A 16,371-nucleotide genomic window follows, 5' to 3' on the forward strand; every position below is an offset into this window, starting at 1 on the left:
CTATATGAAAAAGAAGATTTTTTCATTATTTCCTTGGTTGCAACAAGGGTTAGATTCGAATTGTGTAATAGGGATAGCTACATATGCAAAAACAGTGAATGCTGTAAGCTTAAAACGCTTGCAGGGGCACTGGCAAATCGATAAAACCCACAGTGTTGTAGTGACAGAACCTCGGGATTATACAAAAGCAATTGTAACTTGTACAAATGAAGTTAGTAAGCTGCGTTGTGCGATTAATTTAGTGATACCTCACCACTATTATCAAATTGTGCAAATGGAAAAACCTAACCTGACAGATGACGAAATTGTGCAGTCGTTACCATGGACTACGAAAGACCTTGTCAACGTTGCGCCAGAGAATATCATCGCAGACTTTATTGATTATCCCATCTCATTACCAATGCAAGCGAATAAAATGAATGTGTTTATTACTGATAAAACACAGATTCAGCCGTTCATTAATAGCTTTGCAGATACCAACGCAATTTTACGCTCAATGACGTCAGAAGAAATGGTATTACTCACTTTATTTGGTAAAGATAAAGATGCGCATATGTTGGTGGTGCAGCATGTTGAACATGAGCCGAGAATATTGATTATTTGTGACGGTAAGCTTGTATTGGCAAGGCGGCTAAATGGCTTTGTAGGCATTACAGAAAAAGATCAAAATAGTGCGTTCATTGACGCTTTAGGTTTAGAGGTACAACGGTCGATGGATTTTTTTGAAAGTCAGCTTAAGCAGCCCCCTATACGCAGTATTCAGCTGCAATGCGACGATTTATCTTCTTTAACACTCAGAGCTGAGCTTGCAGAGCTATTACAAGTTAAGGTTGTTGATTTTCAACCTAACCTTGCCTTATCAGAGGGTTTAGATAGTCAGTACTTCTATGCCCTAGCTGCAGCTATATCTATGGCTGAAAGTAAAGAGCCGCGCAATGAAGAATAGAATTAATTTTTACCAAAAATCACTACGTCCTCGTCGTGACTTAATGCCATTGCAAAGTTTATTAGCGCTGTGGGGCATAGCGTTATTTGTTATTGCCATAAGTTGGGGTGGGTTTGCGTTATCAGTTCACTTTAACCAAATAGAGGCGCAACAAACTGAATTAACATTAAATGAAATGAGCACCCAGTTACAAGCTGTGAAAGCTAAATTAGATGAGAAACAAAATAAAGATCAGTTTGTTAAGCAGTTAAAAAAGATGGAACAAGAAATTGCCCACAAACAACAAGTGTTTGGTTACTTGGAGGCTGCACAAACTTTATCGAGTATGGACTATAGCCAAGTGATGCTTGATTTAGCGCGTTACCATGTGGCAAGTATTTGGTTAACCCAAGTAACGTTTTCTGAGCAAACAGTGACTTTAAAAGGGCAAGCAAGTCAATCGGCTCAGTTACCTATTTGGTTGAGTAGTTTAAAACAATCAAGATACTTTGCAGGTAAAGAGTTTTCGGTTTTAGAGTTTGAAGATAAAAACGGCTTAAGTGAATTTAATGTAGCTACAGAGGTTGCAGCTAAGGAGGACAGCCATGAAAACTGAAAAATCCTCTCGTAGTTGGCCTATTTGGGTGAAGTATCAAGCGCGTTTTGCTGCACTGCAAATAAGAGAAAAATTGGCTATTTTATTTGCTGGGTTATTTATTATTTTATATTTAGGCTATCTATTTATTGTCGAGCCGACGCAAATTCAAGCAAATAAACAGCACCAAGCTAACACTCAAGCACAACAAAAAATAACTCAAAATAGAACACAATTAGCGATGTTAGAGCAAGCTCTAAGTAATGATTACACAAAAGAATTACGCTCTCAAATAGAACGGGCAAAGAGTGAATTGACTATTGCTGATGAAAAATTGAGCCAATTTAGCAAAGGCTTTGTCAGCGCTGAACGGGTTCCTAATATGTTGCAGCAGCTATTAAAAGAAAGTACCGAGGTTAAGGTTGTTAGTTTTAAAGTGTTAGAGCCTAAAGCTGTCGATGTTACTAAGGTTGGTGCAAACGAAGCTAAAACACTGTTTTTTGAACATCAAATGGTGCTCACATTACAGGGACAGTATTTTAACTTGCAACAATATTTAGCATCGCTAAAACAAAGTAAAGAAAAACTCTTAATCCAGCGTTTTGACTATCAAGTAGAGGATTACCCTCGGGCGCAATTAATCATACATATAGCAACGGTGAGCGCGAATGAAAAATTTATTGCTCTTTAGTGTGCTTGGGTTATTTGTTTGCTCAGCAGACGTGGTTGCGCAGCAGTTGGCCGATCCAACTAAGCCACAAAATTTGCTCGCTACTAGCGTAGTTAAAAATCAGCAAAGTAGCCTCAAGCTGCAATCAATAATTAAAAGGTCAGGCCGCTATAAAGCGATTATTTCAGGACAGATTTATACCGTAGGCGATCAAATAAATGACTATAAAGTGCTAACCATAAGCTCTAAGCAAGTTGTGTTAGCGAATGACAATAAGCAAATAAAATTAGATTTATATGATTATGAAATTAAAAATTAAATTACCTAGTCAGCTGACTATTTTATTGCTGTTACCTATCTACCTTGGTGGTTGCCATAGTTTTGCTCCAGGTAAAGAAATAAAGCCCCATATTGAGCAAGAGCTCACAGCTCAGCCTGAGCAGCAAACTACAGTAGCTCCGTTGACAGTGCCCGATGAAGTTACGCAAAGCTTATTATCGTCATTTGATAGCGAGCAAAGCCTTAATACAGAGTTGGCAGTTAAGCGTTTTGAAGTGGCTGCAAATGAAGTAGAAGTGCGCGCTTTCTTTGCTGGTTTAACTGACGATACGCCATATAGCGTTGCTATACACCCAGAGGTAGCTGGCACCATTAGTCTCACATTAAAAAATGTTACCTTTGATGAGGTAATAAATGTAATTAAACGTATGTACCCGCTTGATATTGTTCACGAAGGACGAGTTGTACAGGTGCTACCTGCAAAAATGCGCACTGAAACAATACCTGTTAACTATTTAATGATGAAACGTAGTGGTCAGTCTACGGTAAGTGTTGTTGCTGGTGGTGTGAGCCAAATGGCTGATAATAATAATTCTAATCAAAGCAATAGTTCGAATAACTATAACAATAATAATCAACAAGATAGTGAGTTTGGTAATAATCAAAATATTGAACTTAACGGTTCGCGTATTCAAACCACTAACAGTAATGACTTTTGGAAAGATCTAGAGCTGGCTTTAAAATCCTTGATTGGCACCGGTGATGGGCGCTATGTTATCGCCAGCCCACAAGCCAGCTTAGTAACGGTTAATGCATTACCGAGTGAAATAATGCAGCTAAAGGACTTTTTGCGGCAAACCCAAGAAAACTTACAGCGACAAGTGATTTTAGAAGCCAAAATAGTCGAAGTCACGCTTAAAGATGAATACCAGCAAGGTGTTAATTGGAACGAAATTGCGGGTTCAATTGGCAGTACAAGTCTGTCGTTCGCGACCACTGCAGCAGGGCAAATTAGTAATAGTATTACGGCCGCTCTAGGTGGTGTATCAAACTTAGTTATTAATAACGCAGACTTTACTGGGGTGATTAGCTTATTAGAAACTCAGGGCGATGTACAGATGCTTTCAAACCCCCGAGTGACTGCGACTAATAACCAAAAAGCGGTCATTAAAGTAGGTCAAGATGAGTATTTTGTTACGAATGTTTCAAGTACCACTGTAACAGGGAATGCCACCACAACAACCCCAGAAATTGACCTAACTCCTTTCTTTTCAGGGATTGCCCTCGATGTAACCCCACAAATAGACAAATACGGCTCAGTGATCTTACATGTTCACCCCTCCGTCACTCAAACTGAAGAGCAACAAAAGGTCATTACCCTTAATAATGATGAGTTTATTTTACCGTTAGCACAAAGCAACATTAGGGAATCAGACACGGTAATTCGTGCGCAAAGCGGTGAAATTGTTGTGATTGGTGGCTTAATGCAAACGATAACCACCGATGAAGAGTCTAAAACACCGGTATTAGGTGATATCCCCTTATTTGGTAATTTATTTAAAAGTATTAGTAAACGCCAAGAAAAGAAAGAGCTCGTTATATTGCTAAAGCCAACAGTTGTAATGCCAGATACGTGGAAAAAACAGCAAACACGCAGCCGCCAACTACTTAATACTTGGTATGAGAACTAGCTATGTATTTGAGCTTTTTTAATTTAAGTGAAATGCCTTTCACCTTAACCCCTAACACCGAGTTTTTCTGTGCGCTTGCACCGCATAATGAAGCAATGCAGGTGCTTATTACTGCACTTGAAATGGGAGAGGGGTTTATTAAGGTAGCAGGAGAGGTCGGCACGGGTAAAACTTTATTGTGCCGTAAATTACTTAATCAAATTGAGCATGATTACACCGTTGCTTATCTACCTAACTCATATTTAAGCCCAGATGAGCTACGCTGGGCACTCGCTGTAGAGCTAGGTATGGACGTTGATAAACAATTAGATCAGCAAGCACTAAGTCAGTTGATCAATCATCATTTATTAGCGTTACAAAAAGAAGGCAAAAAAGTTGTTTTACTGATAGATGAGGCGCAAAGCCTAAGCTGGGATGCTCTTGAAGCGTTACGACTATTTACCAATATTGAAACTGAAAGCGAAAAACTGATTCAAGTGGTGCTGTTTGGGCAGCCCGAATTAGACGAAAAACTAGCGCATACACGGGTTCGCCAATTACGCCAGCGTATTAGCTTTTCTTACCAGCTAAGACCAATGACTAGCGGCGAAGTAATTTACTATATTAATCATCGATTACAGGTCGCAGGTTTTAAAGGTGCACCGCTATTTACCAAGCAATTAGGCTTAAAAATAGCGCAAGCAAGTCGTGGTATTCCTCGGTTAGTAAATATCTTATGTCATAAAACCTTGCTGCAAGCTTACGGTGAAGGGCTCACCGCAGTAAGTAGCCGGCACATAAAGCTTGCGGTAAAAGACACCGAAGATTGCACCGTGAATAATTACATCAATGGTTGGAATATTGCAGTGGTGAGTCTATCGGCTATTGCCATTATGATAATTTGGGCGTGGAGGCAATGGCTATGAGTGTCATTAATTCTATGCTTAAAAATATTGAGCAGCGACAGCCAACAACTTCGTTAAATGAGCAAGGTACAGTTGTAGTAGACCCTGTTTATGATTCGCATGGTGTTATTAAAAAGCTACTAATAATCGCCATTGCCTTGTTAGTGGTTGTATTGAGCTATATTTATTTACCTACAGCAAGTGATGATGCTGCTCAATTACCAGAACGAATGGATCTAGTTACCAAAGCTCAAAGCTCAAAAGAGGCTGAGCAAAATAACACGCCAGTGTTAATTAATGCTCCTGTGGTGAGTAACTCTGATGTAATTAAACCAGTTGCTAAAGTAGAACCCATTATTGAAGAAGTCGCAGCGGTAAAAACGGACACCAAAGAGCCGTTTGTAGCTGAAAAACCCATGGTTGCAGCTATCACGGTTGAGCCAAATACAGTGCCTAGTGCCAATAAACAAAGTAGTTTTCAGGTTAAAAAAGTGACTCAGCAACGAACAGAGCAACAGCAAATAGCTGAGCTACTGCGCCAAGCTAAGCAAGCCCTCGAATTTGGTTTATATCAGGAAGGCATAGATGATTTAAGCCAAATTCTTAATCGAGATAAAGGGAATATAGCTGCAAGAAGTTTACTCGCAGCAACTTATTTTCAGCAGCAAGATATTTTATCCGCGCAAAGTATTTTAGAACATGGCATTGCGTTTGACTCGCAAGTACTCGAGTGGCGAGTGCAGCTTAGTAAAATTTATATTACGCGCAAGCAATATTCAGTGGTACAACAATTATTAAGCGATGATTTTGATAGCCAAGGTGATGCGCAATATTGGGCGCTTAAAGGCACTGCTGCGCAGCAGTTAGGTGATCATACTCGTGCATTGGTTTGCTTTGAGCAATTAACACAGTTACAGCCTCAGCAAGGTAAATGGTGGTTAGCTATGGCGACTTCTAAAGATGCACAAGGTGATTACCTCTCGGCGAAACGTTATTACCTAGCTGCAATCGAAGTGGGTAACTTAAACCCTGCAGTGTTAAAACATGCAAAGCAACGTTTGCAGACCTTAGGAGGTGTGTCATGAGACCCAGTCTACGTCTAAGGTTAGGTGATTTATTAGTTGAAGAAAACATGATCACTGAAGCGCAATTGAGTGAAGCGTTAAACGTGCAGGCTGCAACCGGGCGTAAGCTAGGTGCAACGTTAATTGCTCTTGAGTTTATTAGTGAGCCACAATTACTAAGGTTTTTAGCTCAGCAATTAAAAGTTCCCTTTTTAGATATTTCGCAACGCAAAATCTCACCTGAAGTATCCAAGTTGCTTTCTGAAGTAATGGCGCGCCGCTATAGAGCGCTCGTTATAGAAGATAATGGTGACTCAGTACTTGTGGGGATGAGTGATCCGGCCGATTTAAGAGGGCTTGATCAACTCGCACCAATTTTAGCGCCAAAGCGAATTGATTTAGCGGTAGTGCAAGAAAGTCAGATCATGACTGCTTTTGATAACGTTTACCGGCGGACAGAAGAAATTACCAGCTTTGCCGAGCAGTTACATGAAGAGTATGAAGATGTAGAAGAATTTGACTTAAATTCGTTAGGTGATGAATCCTCTGATGCGACCGTAGTAAAATTATTACAATCGATTTTTGAAGATGCGGTTCAGGTCAGAGCGTCAGATATACATATTGAACCAGATGAAGGCATGTTACGAATTCGTCAGCGTGTTGATGGGGTATTACAAGAGCATGTTCTCAATCAAGTTAAAATAGCATCAGCATTAGTTTTACGACTTAAATTGATGTCTGGCTTAGATATTTCAGAAAAGCGTTTACCACAAGATGGCCGTTTTAATATTAAAGTGCACACTCATAGTATTGATGTTCGTTTGTCTACTATGCCGGTTCAATATGGCGAATCGGTTGTTATGCGGCTGCTTGATCAATCTGCCGGGTTACTATCATTAGATGAAACCGGTATGCCTGCAGCGTTGCTAAAACGGTTTCGCTCAATCTTAAAGCGCCCTCATGGCATGATTTTGGTAACCGGGCCAACAGGCTCAGGTAAAACAACCACTTTATATGGTGCGTTGAGTGAGCTAAACCAGCCAGAAAATAAAATTATTACAGTAGAAGATCCGGTGGAGTATCGCATTGGCCGGATAAACCAAGTACAGATTAAAAATAAAATAGGGCTTAGTTTTGCCAGTATTTTAAGAACCGCGCTACGTCAAGACCCTGACATTCTAATGGTGGGGGAAATGCGTGATAAAGAAACGGTTGATATAGGCCTGCGGGGCGCATTAACAGGGCATTTAGTGCTTTCAACTCTGCATACTAATGACGCAATAACCAGTGCAATGCGGTTAATTGATATGGGAGCGCCAGCCTATTTAGTTGCCAGCTCACTAAGAGCCATTATTGCTCAGCGTTTAGTTAGGCGGGTATGTCAAAATTGCAAGCATACATATACACCCGATGCTCAAGAGGCAAGCTGGTTAAAGTATTTAAATGTTAATGTAGACAAAACCGAATTTTTTTATGGTAAGGGGTGTACCGCGTGTAATCACTCAGGTTACAAAGGTCGGGTCGGTGTTTTTGAGTTACTCGAAATGGATGAAGCCATGATGGAGTGTCTTCGTCAAAATGACACTCAAGGTTTTGCTCGGGCTGCCAAGAACAACCCTTACTTTGCGCCGTTATCTACCATGGCGTTAGGGTATGCCAAGCAGGGGATAACCACTTTAGATGAAGTATTTAAAGTGGCTGAATATATTCCTGAAATGGTAGGAGGTGATGATGCACCTTTATAACTATCAAGCTAAAGACCAAAAAGGCATTTTAATTAAGGGGCAACTTGAAGCTGCTAGTCAAGCCGGTGTTGCCGATAGCTTGTTAAAACGCCAATTTACGCCGATATCGATTACCCAAATTGATAGAGAAAGCGATATTAACCTACCGCTAGGCCAGTTATTTAAAGAAAAAATAAACCTTGCAGACATGATTATGTTTTCTCGGCAAATGTATTCGTTGCTCAAAGCGGGTATACCGATTATTCGTGCCATGGTGGGGTTAGCTGATACCACACAGAATAAAGAGTTTAAGCTAGTTTTAACAGACATAATCAAACAACTAGAGCAAGGTCGGGATCTTTCCAGTGCCATGACCATGCACAATAAAGTATTTAGCAGATTAACTATCGCAATGGTTTTGGTGGGCGAAGGCTCAGGGCGATTAGAAGATGCTTTTCACCAACTCGCTAGTTATTTTGAGAAAGAACAAGAAACGCGCAAACGCATAAAAGCCGCAATGCGCTACCCCACTTTTGTGATTGCTGCGTTATTAGTTGCCATGGTGATTTTAAATATATTTGTGATCCCGGTGTTTGCCACCATGTTCGCTAAATTTGATGCAGAACTACCATTAATGACCCAAATTTTGGTGGCAACAAGTTACTTCTTCGTTAATTACTGGTGGCTTTTATTACTAATACTGGTTAGCAGTGTGATCGCTTGGCGCCGATACCTAACAACAGAAGTTGGTTTATATAATTGGGACCACTACAAATTAAAAATTCCTATAGTGGGAAACATTATTCATCGCTCATTACTTGCAAGGTACAGCCAAAGTTTAGCTATGGTATTGCGCTCGGGTGTACCTATGACTACAGGACTATCGTTGACTGCAAAAGCGGTTGATAACAGTTATATGGAGCGAGCAATTTTAAATATTCGTCAAGATATAGAAAAAGGTGACAGCCTGTTAAGGGCCTCAAGGAGTAGCGAGCTTTTTTCCCAGTTAGTGCTACAAATGGTGGCTGTTGGTGAAGAAACGGGCCGAGTAGATGAACTTTTGCAAGAAGCTGCCGATTATTATGAGCGAGAAGTTGATTACGATTTACGCAGTTTAACCGCCAAGATAGAGCCTATTTTAACCGTGATAGTGGCTGTTATGGTGCTTATTTTGGCATTGGGTATTTTTATGCCGATGTGGAACATGATGTCAGCAATTAAAGGTGGTTAGTAATGCTGGGTAGAGTGCGCCATATGGCTGGTTTTTCGCTTTTGGAACTTGTGCTTGTGGTTATTTTATTGGCGATTGTAATGAGTGTTGCTGTACCGCAGTTTTTAGATATTAAGGAGCGAGCCCATCGTTCAAATATTGATGCCGTTGCTGGTGGTTTTGCCAGTGCTGTTGGTTTAATTAGGGGGCAATGGGAGCTGGACGCGAGACCATCTGGAAATGGGGTTTCGCAGTTTGTTACGCATATAAATTATGGAGGTGTAGTTGTTGGTGTTGATGGCAGTTTAGGCACGCCAACAAGTGATGATACAGAGCAAGAGAACACGCAGGCATTAGCGATGAGTTGTACCAAATGCCAACAGGTGCTGAATGTAGTTTTACAAGACGCGCCAAGCAATACCCTAAGTAGTGACGCGTCAGTAGTTAAAGATTCAATGTTTTTAGTGAGGTATAACGCAGATAAGCTGCAATGTATTTACTATTTAACTCATTCTTTAGATGCGAAAAATATTCCAATAGATGGTGAACCACACGTTGGCACCAGTGGATTTTCGTATTTTCCTGTAACAGGCAAAGTACAGATTTTTAAATCTTAAGTAATAACAAAGAGGCTTACTTATGAAAACGCAATCAATGAACAGTAACATAGTGAATAAACAAGCAGGTTTTACTTTAGTAGAACTGATAATCGTAATCGTCATTTTAGGTATTTTGGCCGTTGTTGCAGCTCCTCGCTTTTTGAATCTGCAGGGAGATGCTAATGCATCAACACTTGAGGGCGTTCAAGGCTCTATTCGCAGTGGGATGAATATAGTCAATGGTAAAGCGATAATCGCAAACGTGCAAAATTATGCATATGACGACGCCAATGTAACCCCAGAAGTGGAAGGCGTAGCACTTCATTATGGCTACCCTGTTGGTACCATTGAAGCATTTGAGAAATTCTTAGATATTGATTTTGCAGATGTGACTGCTGTTGCTTCAAATGTAAATGGTGCTGATTTCAATCTGGTCGATGGTGATAGTGAAACCACAATAGTTACTATCTTCCCTAATAGTTATGTTGTAACCGATAATTGCCGTGTTGAGTACACACCAGCAACGAGTAAAGATAATCCACCAGTAGTTAATATCGTATTGGATGAGTGTTAATTCATTAACAATGAAATATACGTGTAAGCAACGATTGCGTGGCTTTACTTTGGTTGAATTGATTATCACCTTAGTTATTTTGGGTATCCTGTCGGTAACGGCAGGGCCCAAGTTTCTAGGGAGTTCAACGGAAGACGCTTATGCATATCGCGATCGGGTATTAGCAGTGCTAAGAACAGCTCAGTTACGAGCAATGCAAGATACTGGGCTTACGAGTTGTCATAAATTGTACATAACCGCGACCTTAATTGCAGGACCGACACCGGATACCTGCACAGGTGGTGCTGATGTAAATAACCCGGAAGATTCAGTAGTAGCTATTAAAACGCAGCGCAGTGATTTTGTTTTTACTGCATTGGACGATAAAGGGGCCCAATTTACGCAGATTAATTTTGATCCTTTAGGTCGAAGCGATCAAAGTTGTGATGGCACTTGTCGCATTGATATATCGCTTGCCGGTGTGTGTATCAGTGGCGAAGGGCTTATTTATGCGTGCCCATAATTATGGGTTTACCTTAATTGAATTGATTATCAGCATTGTCATTTTTGCCATTGCACTGACGATTATTACAGGGTTAATTGCACCTCAAGCACGGCAAAGCGCAGACCCTATCATACAGTTGCGGGCAAATGAGTTAGGGCAATCATTAATGAATGAAATTTTGGCCAAGTCATTTGATGAGCACAGCGAGCGTGCACCGCCATTTAGGCGTTGCTCTGAAAGTTCATTAGATGCTGAAGATTGTACAAGCTCAGAGAACTTAGGCTCAGAAGAGGGCGAAACACGCACCACTTATGATGATGTTGACGATTATATTGCATTGAGTGATCAGCCTATAACAAATAGTTTGGGTCAAGTGCTTACCCAATATCAAGGCTTTAATGTGGTCGTTACCGTTGTATATGACAGTGACTTTAATAGCGCAACAGCAAACGATGGTGTACTAGCAAAGCGTGTCACGGTAATTATAAGCAGTCCCAATGGCGAAGAATACGGTTTTAGTGCATATAAGGGTAATTATTGATGAGTAAGTACCTAAAACAATCAGCATTTACCTTAATAGAGCTTCTGCTTGTTATGGTTATATTGGGGATACTGGCTGTTACTTCTTTTGCTTTTATTAACTCTGGATTTAATATTTATAGTCAAGGGGTGGAGCGCCAAGAGGCTGTAGCACAAGCACGCTTTATGTTGACACGTTTAGCAAAAGAGCTACGCCATGCGATGCCAAACTCTTTACGTTTAAGCTGTGAAAATAACTGTGGTTTGAGCCAATGCCTTGAGTTTACGCCTTTTCAATCAGCTACCCATTACACTGGCTACTTACCTAACACTGCTCCCTTTATTGTTACGGCAGTAGATTTTGAATTAAATGACTTAACTCAACCAAGTCTTGGCGATTGGGCCAGTATTTATCCATTAGATCCAGCAGAAGTCTACGACGTAAGTAATAATAAACGTCTGCAATTAACTAATTTCGTATCATCTTCAAACAGTGAGTTAGATCAATGGCAATTTGATCAAGCATTTGCACAAGAGTCACCAGCAAAACGAATTTACTTACTGGCGACGCCTGTTAGTTTTTGTGTAGAAGGGACACAGCTTTATCGTTATCAAGATTATGGCTTCAATAGCTCCCAGCTGGATGCAGTTGAGCTACAGGCTACAACAGGCGTTAAACGTGATCTATTAGCGCTCCATATAGAAAATAACCTAGCAAATAATGCATTTTTTAGAATTGGGGATATTGCATTAACTCGTAATGCAGTGCTGAACATTCACGCGATTATGGCGTTTAATGATAATGAAGCTATGATGTTTAATCATGAGGTGCATATACCCAATGTACCTTAGCCCACGAATAAAAAGAACGGTTATAAATAAAGCTTATCAAGGTGGTAACCTACTGATTGTCACTTTGGTGATCATTGTTGTGATGCTAGTACTTGGCTTGGCTTTAGTCAGGATTTTATCGGCATCTTCGCAGCAAAATGTGATCGAGTATTATGGCTCTCGCGCTTATTTAGCTGCACAAAGTGGGTTAGAAAGCGGGCTAACTGAAATATTTCCACTTAATAGTCCAGCACTAAACTGTGCAGCAGTAACTACCTCCCCTGTTTTTCAAACTCAGTATTTAGAGAACTGCACAGTAACGATAACTTGTCAGCAATACTTGAATGTACCTGATAGCAGTAATAGCGCAGGCTCGGTGAATGTTTTTTATTTACAAAGCCGTGCCACATGCTCGCCAAGTAGTTGTGCTATCGGCGAAGCATGTCGTAAAGACTACTGGCAAACTCAGCGTACACTCTCTGTCGAAGCGAAGACTTTGCCATGATATATAAGTTATTCATCTTCATAATCATAATGATCTTTAGTGCTAACAGCATTGCTGTAGTTCCTAAAATTGAAGGGCGCTTTATTGAGTTGCAAGACACTTATGTCTCACCGATTTGGACCAAGATAAACTTTCAACAAGAGTACGAAACACCTCCCGCGGTGTTTATGCTATCAACTAATCAAGGGGGTAACCCTGCGATTGTACGAATTCGTAATGTAACAACAACCGGATTTGAAGCTCTACCTTTGGAACCTACCGGGGAAGACGGTGAGCATATTACTATGGGAGCACATTACTTAGCGGTCGAGTACGGTGTTCATGAATTTCCAGATGGCACAATAATGGAGGTTGGCAGTACAGATATCCAATTAGAGATTCAATATGGTCCTAAGTCTAACTACGTTTTGCCTAAAAGTTATCAGGCAATAAATTTTGCTCAACCTTTTGCTGTTAGGCCGAACTTTTTTCACTCTCTACAAACCATTAATAGTTTGGAAAGCAATCCACCTACAGATGCATTACGACCATTTTTAACGATTGCCGTAGAAACTAACTCGCTAACAACTTCGGGGGTTAATATTGCGCTAGAAGCCTCAGAGACACGAAGTGGCTTAATAAATAGTGAAAAAGTGGCTTATTTAGTTGTTGAGCCTGGCAACAATCGTACCTTTGTTGATGATAATCAGGTAGAAGTTTTATGGGAGAGCTTTTTTACTGGTTACAATGTCGATGGTTGGAGTGACGGTTGTAACTATTTTTATTTCTCAAATAATTTTGCTACTGCTCCATTGGTTGTTGCAAGTAAAAATAGCCGAGTGGGCGAAGATGGTGGTTGGCTACGAAGTTGCAATTTGACTCGTACGCGTTTGGGAATAGTTGTTGATGAAGACCGTGATGGAGACAATGAGCGTAGGCACCCAGACGAAGAAGCCTCTATCTTAGCTATGACCAGTACGTTTGTGTCAAATGGCGATGTTCTAAGTTGTGACACATTATTCCCCGGTGCGATTGCAACCTATAACAATGGCCAAATTCAGTTAGTCCAAGGAGTGACAGTCACCGATAACAACGCGAATATGCTTACGACCACAAACTATATTTCAACGGCATTAACTAATATCCCTCTTTGTAATGGTCAGCCTTGCGCTGCAAAAGGTGAAAATGCGTTAACTGCAGGACAAGCTTCACAAGTACCAACAGTGGCCAATGATGGCTCATCGGGTAGTGCAATTCCTACAACACTCGGTGGTGACTATTTTTTTGATGAGTTACAAATGACCATGATTGCGCCTGAGTATAGAGTAACCGCACCCACACGTATTTTTTTACAAAACTCTACTACGTTACTGTCGACGTCATTTTTAACTGTGGCGAATACTAAAATTACAATAGAAAATGGGGCGTATTTAGCGATTTATGTAGATGGTGCGGTGTCGATTGGTGCCGCAGTCGATTTTTCAGCTTTTTTAGTGGCAACAGGTGAAGTACGCATTGCACAAGAAGCTCATTATACTGGCATGATCACCTCAGGCACGGAGATAATTGCTGAAGAAAGTTCATCATTTACTGGTACTGCAGTACCAAATAACATTCCTGGTTTTTGTGGTATTAATACGCCGGTTTTATTGGATCATTACCGATTATCAATGAGTGATAATAAAGGCCTTACCTGCGAAGCCAAAGAACTAACGCTAACTGCTTGTGCTAATGATGCATGCGATATAATTTATGATGAAGTATCCACTTTAGATTTATCACCAAATAATAGTACTCAACAAAGTTGGGTGACGGGTGAGGTGATAACTTTTACTGGCATTACAGATTTACAGTTCGCTAAGCGTACTACAGGGCAAGTGCAATTTGGTTATAATGTTGCAGACCCATCAGCGCCGCTACGTTGTTATATTGGTGGTACAAATGTGGGCTTAGGTGGTTGTAAGGTTACTTTTTCAGACGCGGGGTTTATTTTTAGCGATGAGACTAATAACACCACATCAATTTTAAACCAATTATCAGGTAAACCGTCAAACACCGGGTTCAATGCATCACAATTAGCAATCCAAGCTGTGAAAACGAATACCACAACCGGAGTGTGCGAAGCTGCTTTTCCTGCTGGTGGAGAGGTGGCTATAGATTTAGCCTATAGCTGCAGTGCAGGCTCTACGTGCATCGATAATCTTGCTCTAACAAATAACAGCACAACCCATAGCATTGGTCAAAGTTATCAAACAGTGCCTTTAAAGTTTGATAGTGATTCAAAAGCACCGATTGTGATTAATTATCCCGATGCTGGCAAACTGAGTTTGAATGCAAAATTAAACTTAGTGCTCGATCCCGTGACTAATTTATCGGTGAATTTAACGGGTAGCTCAAATGAATTTGTGGTTAAGCCCTTTGGTTTAGCAATGAACTTTGCTGATACCAGTGCGCAAGCTAATGATGCCAGCGGCAGTTTATTTAAACTAACCGGCGAGTCATTTTCGCTAAAAATGAATGCGGTGCAATGGCTTGATAACCAAGACACCAATAATGATGGCTACCCAGATAATTACAGTGCTATTTCAAGTAATCCAGTCGCTAAGCACTTTATTGGTGAGCAACCGGATGTGCAACCCAGCGTTTATTTGCCAACAGCGGGTGTGCTGGGTACGTTACAAGAAGAAAATTTAGTTGCGTTTGCAGATACCGGTAACTTAAGTGAATCAATATCAAGTTATAGCTACGACCAAGTTGGTATTATTGATTTAGTTGCGGGGCTCAAAGATGCCGACTATTTGGGGGCCGGTGATGTGCGCGGAGCGATTACTCGTGTTGGTCGTTTTGCGCCTTCGCAATATGCGGTACAAAATATTCAAGCCAATGCACAGTGCACCCGTTATGGCAGCAATAGCACTTATTTGAGTGAACCGTTTACGTTAGGGTTTACTGTTCAGGCGCTTAATCAAAATAACCAAGTAATGAAAAACTATATAGGCGGGTTTGTTAATTCAACGGTAAGCATTAATGCAGAGAACAGTGAAGTAGGAAATTATGTCTCGGGTAGTAGTTTAACTCCTAGATTGCAAAACTTAGAGGCTAGCCAGTGGGGCAGTACCGCAGCCCTAGCAGGACTTTTTACTATAAGTGATAGCGATACTATTTTAGCTCGACGCGGCTTTAATGATCCCGATGGCCCATTTGAAAGTGTAAATTTGATGGCAACTGTGACGGGAATTGAAGGGGCTGTATTAACAGCTGCCGACGATAATCCTAATTTAGCAACCGACTGCGCAGCAAACAGCAGCTGTAATAGTGTTGTGCTTAACGATACGCCTATTAGTTTTCGCTTTGGCCGCTTAGTGCTGGGTGATAATGCAGGGTCTGATTTAGATAATTTACTTGTGCCTATGCAGGCGCAGTATTTTAATGGCAGCGAGTTTGTACTTGATACTAATAATAATTGCACTGTCTTTGCACACCCACAAATAACACAAATCACTCCTAGCACGCCTGAGCTCAGTTATATTTATGGCAGTGGAAGAAGTGGTCAACTCGAACAAGGCATTTACCCAGCGAGTAATGGTATCTATGCTGAGCCTAAAGGCGCAGGTATTTTTACACTTGAGTACGATACAGAAAATTGGCTTGAGTGGGATTGGCAAGGAGACGCAAGTCAGTTAAATCCGCAAGGAATTTTACAATTTGGCCGTTTTAGAGGAAATGATCGTGTTATTTACTGGCGTGAAGTACGGTAATAACTGTATGTCAAACCAGCTTAAAATTCAGAGCTTAATGTTTCACAAAGTTGGTTCCTATAAAGCGCTTTATGGGCTGG

General features: G+C 40.8%; 16 protein-coding genes. All 16 read left to right on the top strand.

Translation table 11 applies throughout. The features are described 5' to 3' along the window. The first annotated feature begins 4 nt into the window (after positions 1 to 4). The 16 genes from FW757_RS10145 to FW757_RS10220 are packed head-to-tail and all read left to right on the top strand — an operon-like array spanning position 5 to position 16,291. Positions 5 to 946 (top strand): MSHA biogenesis protein MshI, encoded by a 942-nt coding sequence (locus FW757_RS10145; RefSeq protein WP_182740304.1) that lies wholly within the window; start codon positions 5 to 7, stop codon positions 944 to 946. Next, positions 936 to 1,541, top strand: coding sequence for a PilN domain-containing protein (locus FW757_RS10150; RefSeq protein WP_182717710.1), 606 nt, complete (start codon positions 936 to 938; stop codon positions 1,539 to 1,541). Before FW757_RS10145 ends, FW757_RS10150 begins: the two co-directional genes overlap by 11 nt. Further along, positions 1,531 to 2,211 carry a type II secretion system protein GspM gene (gene gspM, locus FW757_RS10155; RefSeq protein ID WP_182717711.1) on the top strand — a complete coding sequence of 227 codons (681 nt, stop codon included), beginning with the start codon at positions 1,531 to 1,533 and terminating at the stop codon, positions 2,209 to 2,211. Before FW757_RS10150 ends, gspM begins: the two co-directional genes overlap by 11 nt. Then, on the top strand, positions 2,189 to 2,509 hold the full coding sequence (locus FW757_RS10160; RefSeq protein WP_182717712.1) for an agglutinin biogenesis protein MshK: 321 nt from the start codon (positions 2,189 to 2,191) through the stop codon (positions 2,507 to 2,509). The genes gspM and FW757_RS10160 overlap by 23 nt, the downstream gene beginning before the upstream one ends. Further along, a complete protein-coding gene (mshL, locus tag FW757_RS10165; protein ID WP_182717713.1) occupies positions 2,493 to 4,160 on the top strand; it encodes a pilus (MSHA type) biogenesis protein MshL in 1,668 nt (555 codons plus the stop codon). The genes FW757_RS10160 and mshL overlap by 17 nt, the downstream gene beginning before the upstream one ends. 2 nt (positions 4,161 to 4,162) lie before the next feature. Then, positions 4,163 to 5,065 carry an ExeA family protein gene (locus FW757_RS10170; RefSeq protein ID WP_182717714.1) on the top strand — a complete coding sequence of 301 codons (903 nt, stop codon included), beginning with the start codon at positions 4,163 to 4,165 and terminating at the stop codon, positions 5,063 to 5,065. Continuing rightward, positions 5,062 to 6,129, top strand: a complete 1,068-nt coding sequence (locus FW757_RS10175) for a tetratricopeptide repeat protein (RefSeq protein ID WP_182717715.1) — start codon at positions 5,062 to 5,064, stop codon at positions 6,127 to 6,129. Before FW757_RS10170 ends, FW757_RS10175 begins: the two co-directional genes overlap by 4 nt. Beyond that, positions 6,126 to 7,853, top strand: coding sequence for a GspE/PulE family protein (locus FW757_RS10180; RefSeq protein ID WP_182785119.1), 1,728 nt, complete (start codon positions 6,126 to 6,128; stop codon positions 7,851 to 7,853). Before FW757_RS10175 ends, FW757_RS10180 begins: the two co-directional genes overlap by 4 nt. Further along, on the top strand, positions 7,840 to 9,063 hold the full coding sequence (locus tag FW757_RS10185) for a type II secretion system F family protein (protein WP_404699704.1): 1,224 nt from the start codon (positions 7,840 to 7,842) through the stop codon (positions 9,061 to 9,063). The genes FW757_RS10180 and FW757_RS10185 overlap by 14 nt, the downstream gene beginning before the upstream one ends. A gap of 2 nt (positions 9,064 to 9,065) precedes the next feature. Continuing rightward, on the top strand, positions 9,066 to 9,659 hold the full coding sequence (locus FW757_RS10190) for an agglutinin biogenesis protein MshB (RefSeq protein ID WP_182797531.1): 594 nt from the start codon (positions 9,066 to 9,068) through the stop codon (positions 9,657 to 9,659). Between the two features lie 22 nt (positions 9,660 to 9,681). Continuing rightward, on the top strand, positions 9,682 to 10,215 hold the full coding sequence (locus tag FW757_RS10195; protein ID WP_182760715.1) for a prepilin-type N-terminal cleavage/methylation domain-containing protein: 534 nt from the start codon (positions 9,682 to 9,684) through the stop codon (positions 10,213 to 10,215). 10 nt (positions 10,216 to 10,225) lie between these two features. After that, positions 10,226 to 10,717: a type II secretion system protein gene (locus tag FW757_RS10200; protein ID WP_182740309.1), complete on the top strand. Its 492-nt coding sequence runs from the start codon at positions 10,226 to 10,228 to the stop codon at positions 10,715 to 10,717. Further along, positions 10,704 to 11,240, top strand: a complete 537-nt coding sequence (locus FW757_RS10205; RefSeq protein WP_446441186.1) for a type IV pilus modification PilV family protein — start codon at positions 10,704 to 10,706, stop codon at positions 11,238 to 11,240. The genes FW757_RS10200 and FW757_RS10205 overlap by 14 nt, the downstream gene beginning before the upstream one ends. Next, the gene (locus FW757_RS10210; RefSeq protein ID WP_182740311.1) at positions 11,240 to 12,070 is read left to right on the top strand and encodes a PulJ/GspJ family protein; all 831 of its coding nucleotides are present in this window, start codon (positions 11,240 to 11,242) and stop codon (positions 12,068 to 12,070) included. Before FW757_RS10205 ends, FW757_RS10210 begins: the two co-directional genes overlap by 1 nt. Continuing rightward, positions 12,060 to 12,554 (top strand): pilus assembly PilX family protein, encoded by a 495-nt coding sequence (locus FW757_RS10215; RefSeq protein ID WP_182717722.1) that lies wholly within the window; start codon positions 12,060 to 12,062, stop codon positions 12,552 to 12,554. Before FW757_RS10210 ends, FW757_RS10215 begins: the two co-directional genes overlap by 11 nt. Then, positions 12,551 to 16,291, top strand: coding sequence for an H-type lectin domain-containing protein (locus tag FW757_RS10220; RefSeq protein WP_182760717.1), 3,741 nt, complete (start codon positions 12,551 to 12,553; stop codon positions 16,289 to 16,291). Before FW757_RS10215 ends, FW757_RS10220 begins: the two co-directional genes overlap by 4 nt. Positions 16,292 to 16,371: the final 80 nt, after the last annotated feature.

It is taken from the genome of Pseudoalteromonas sp. 1181_04 (assembly GCF_052850545.1).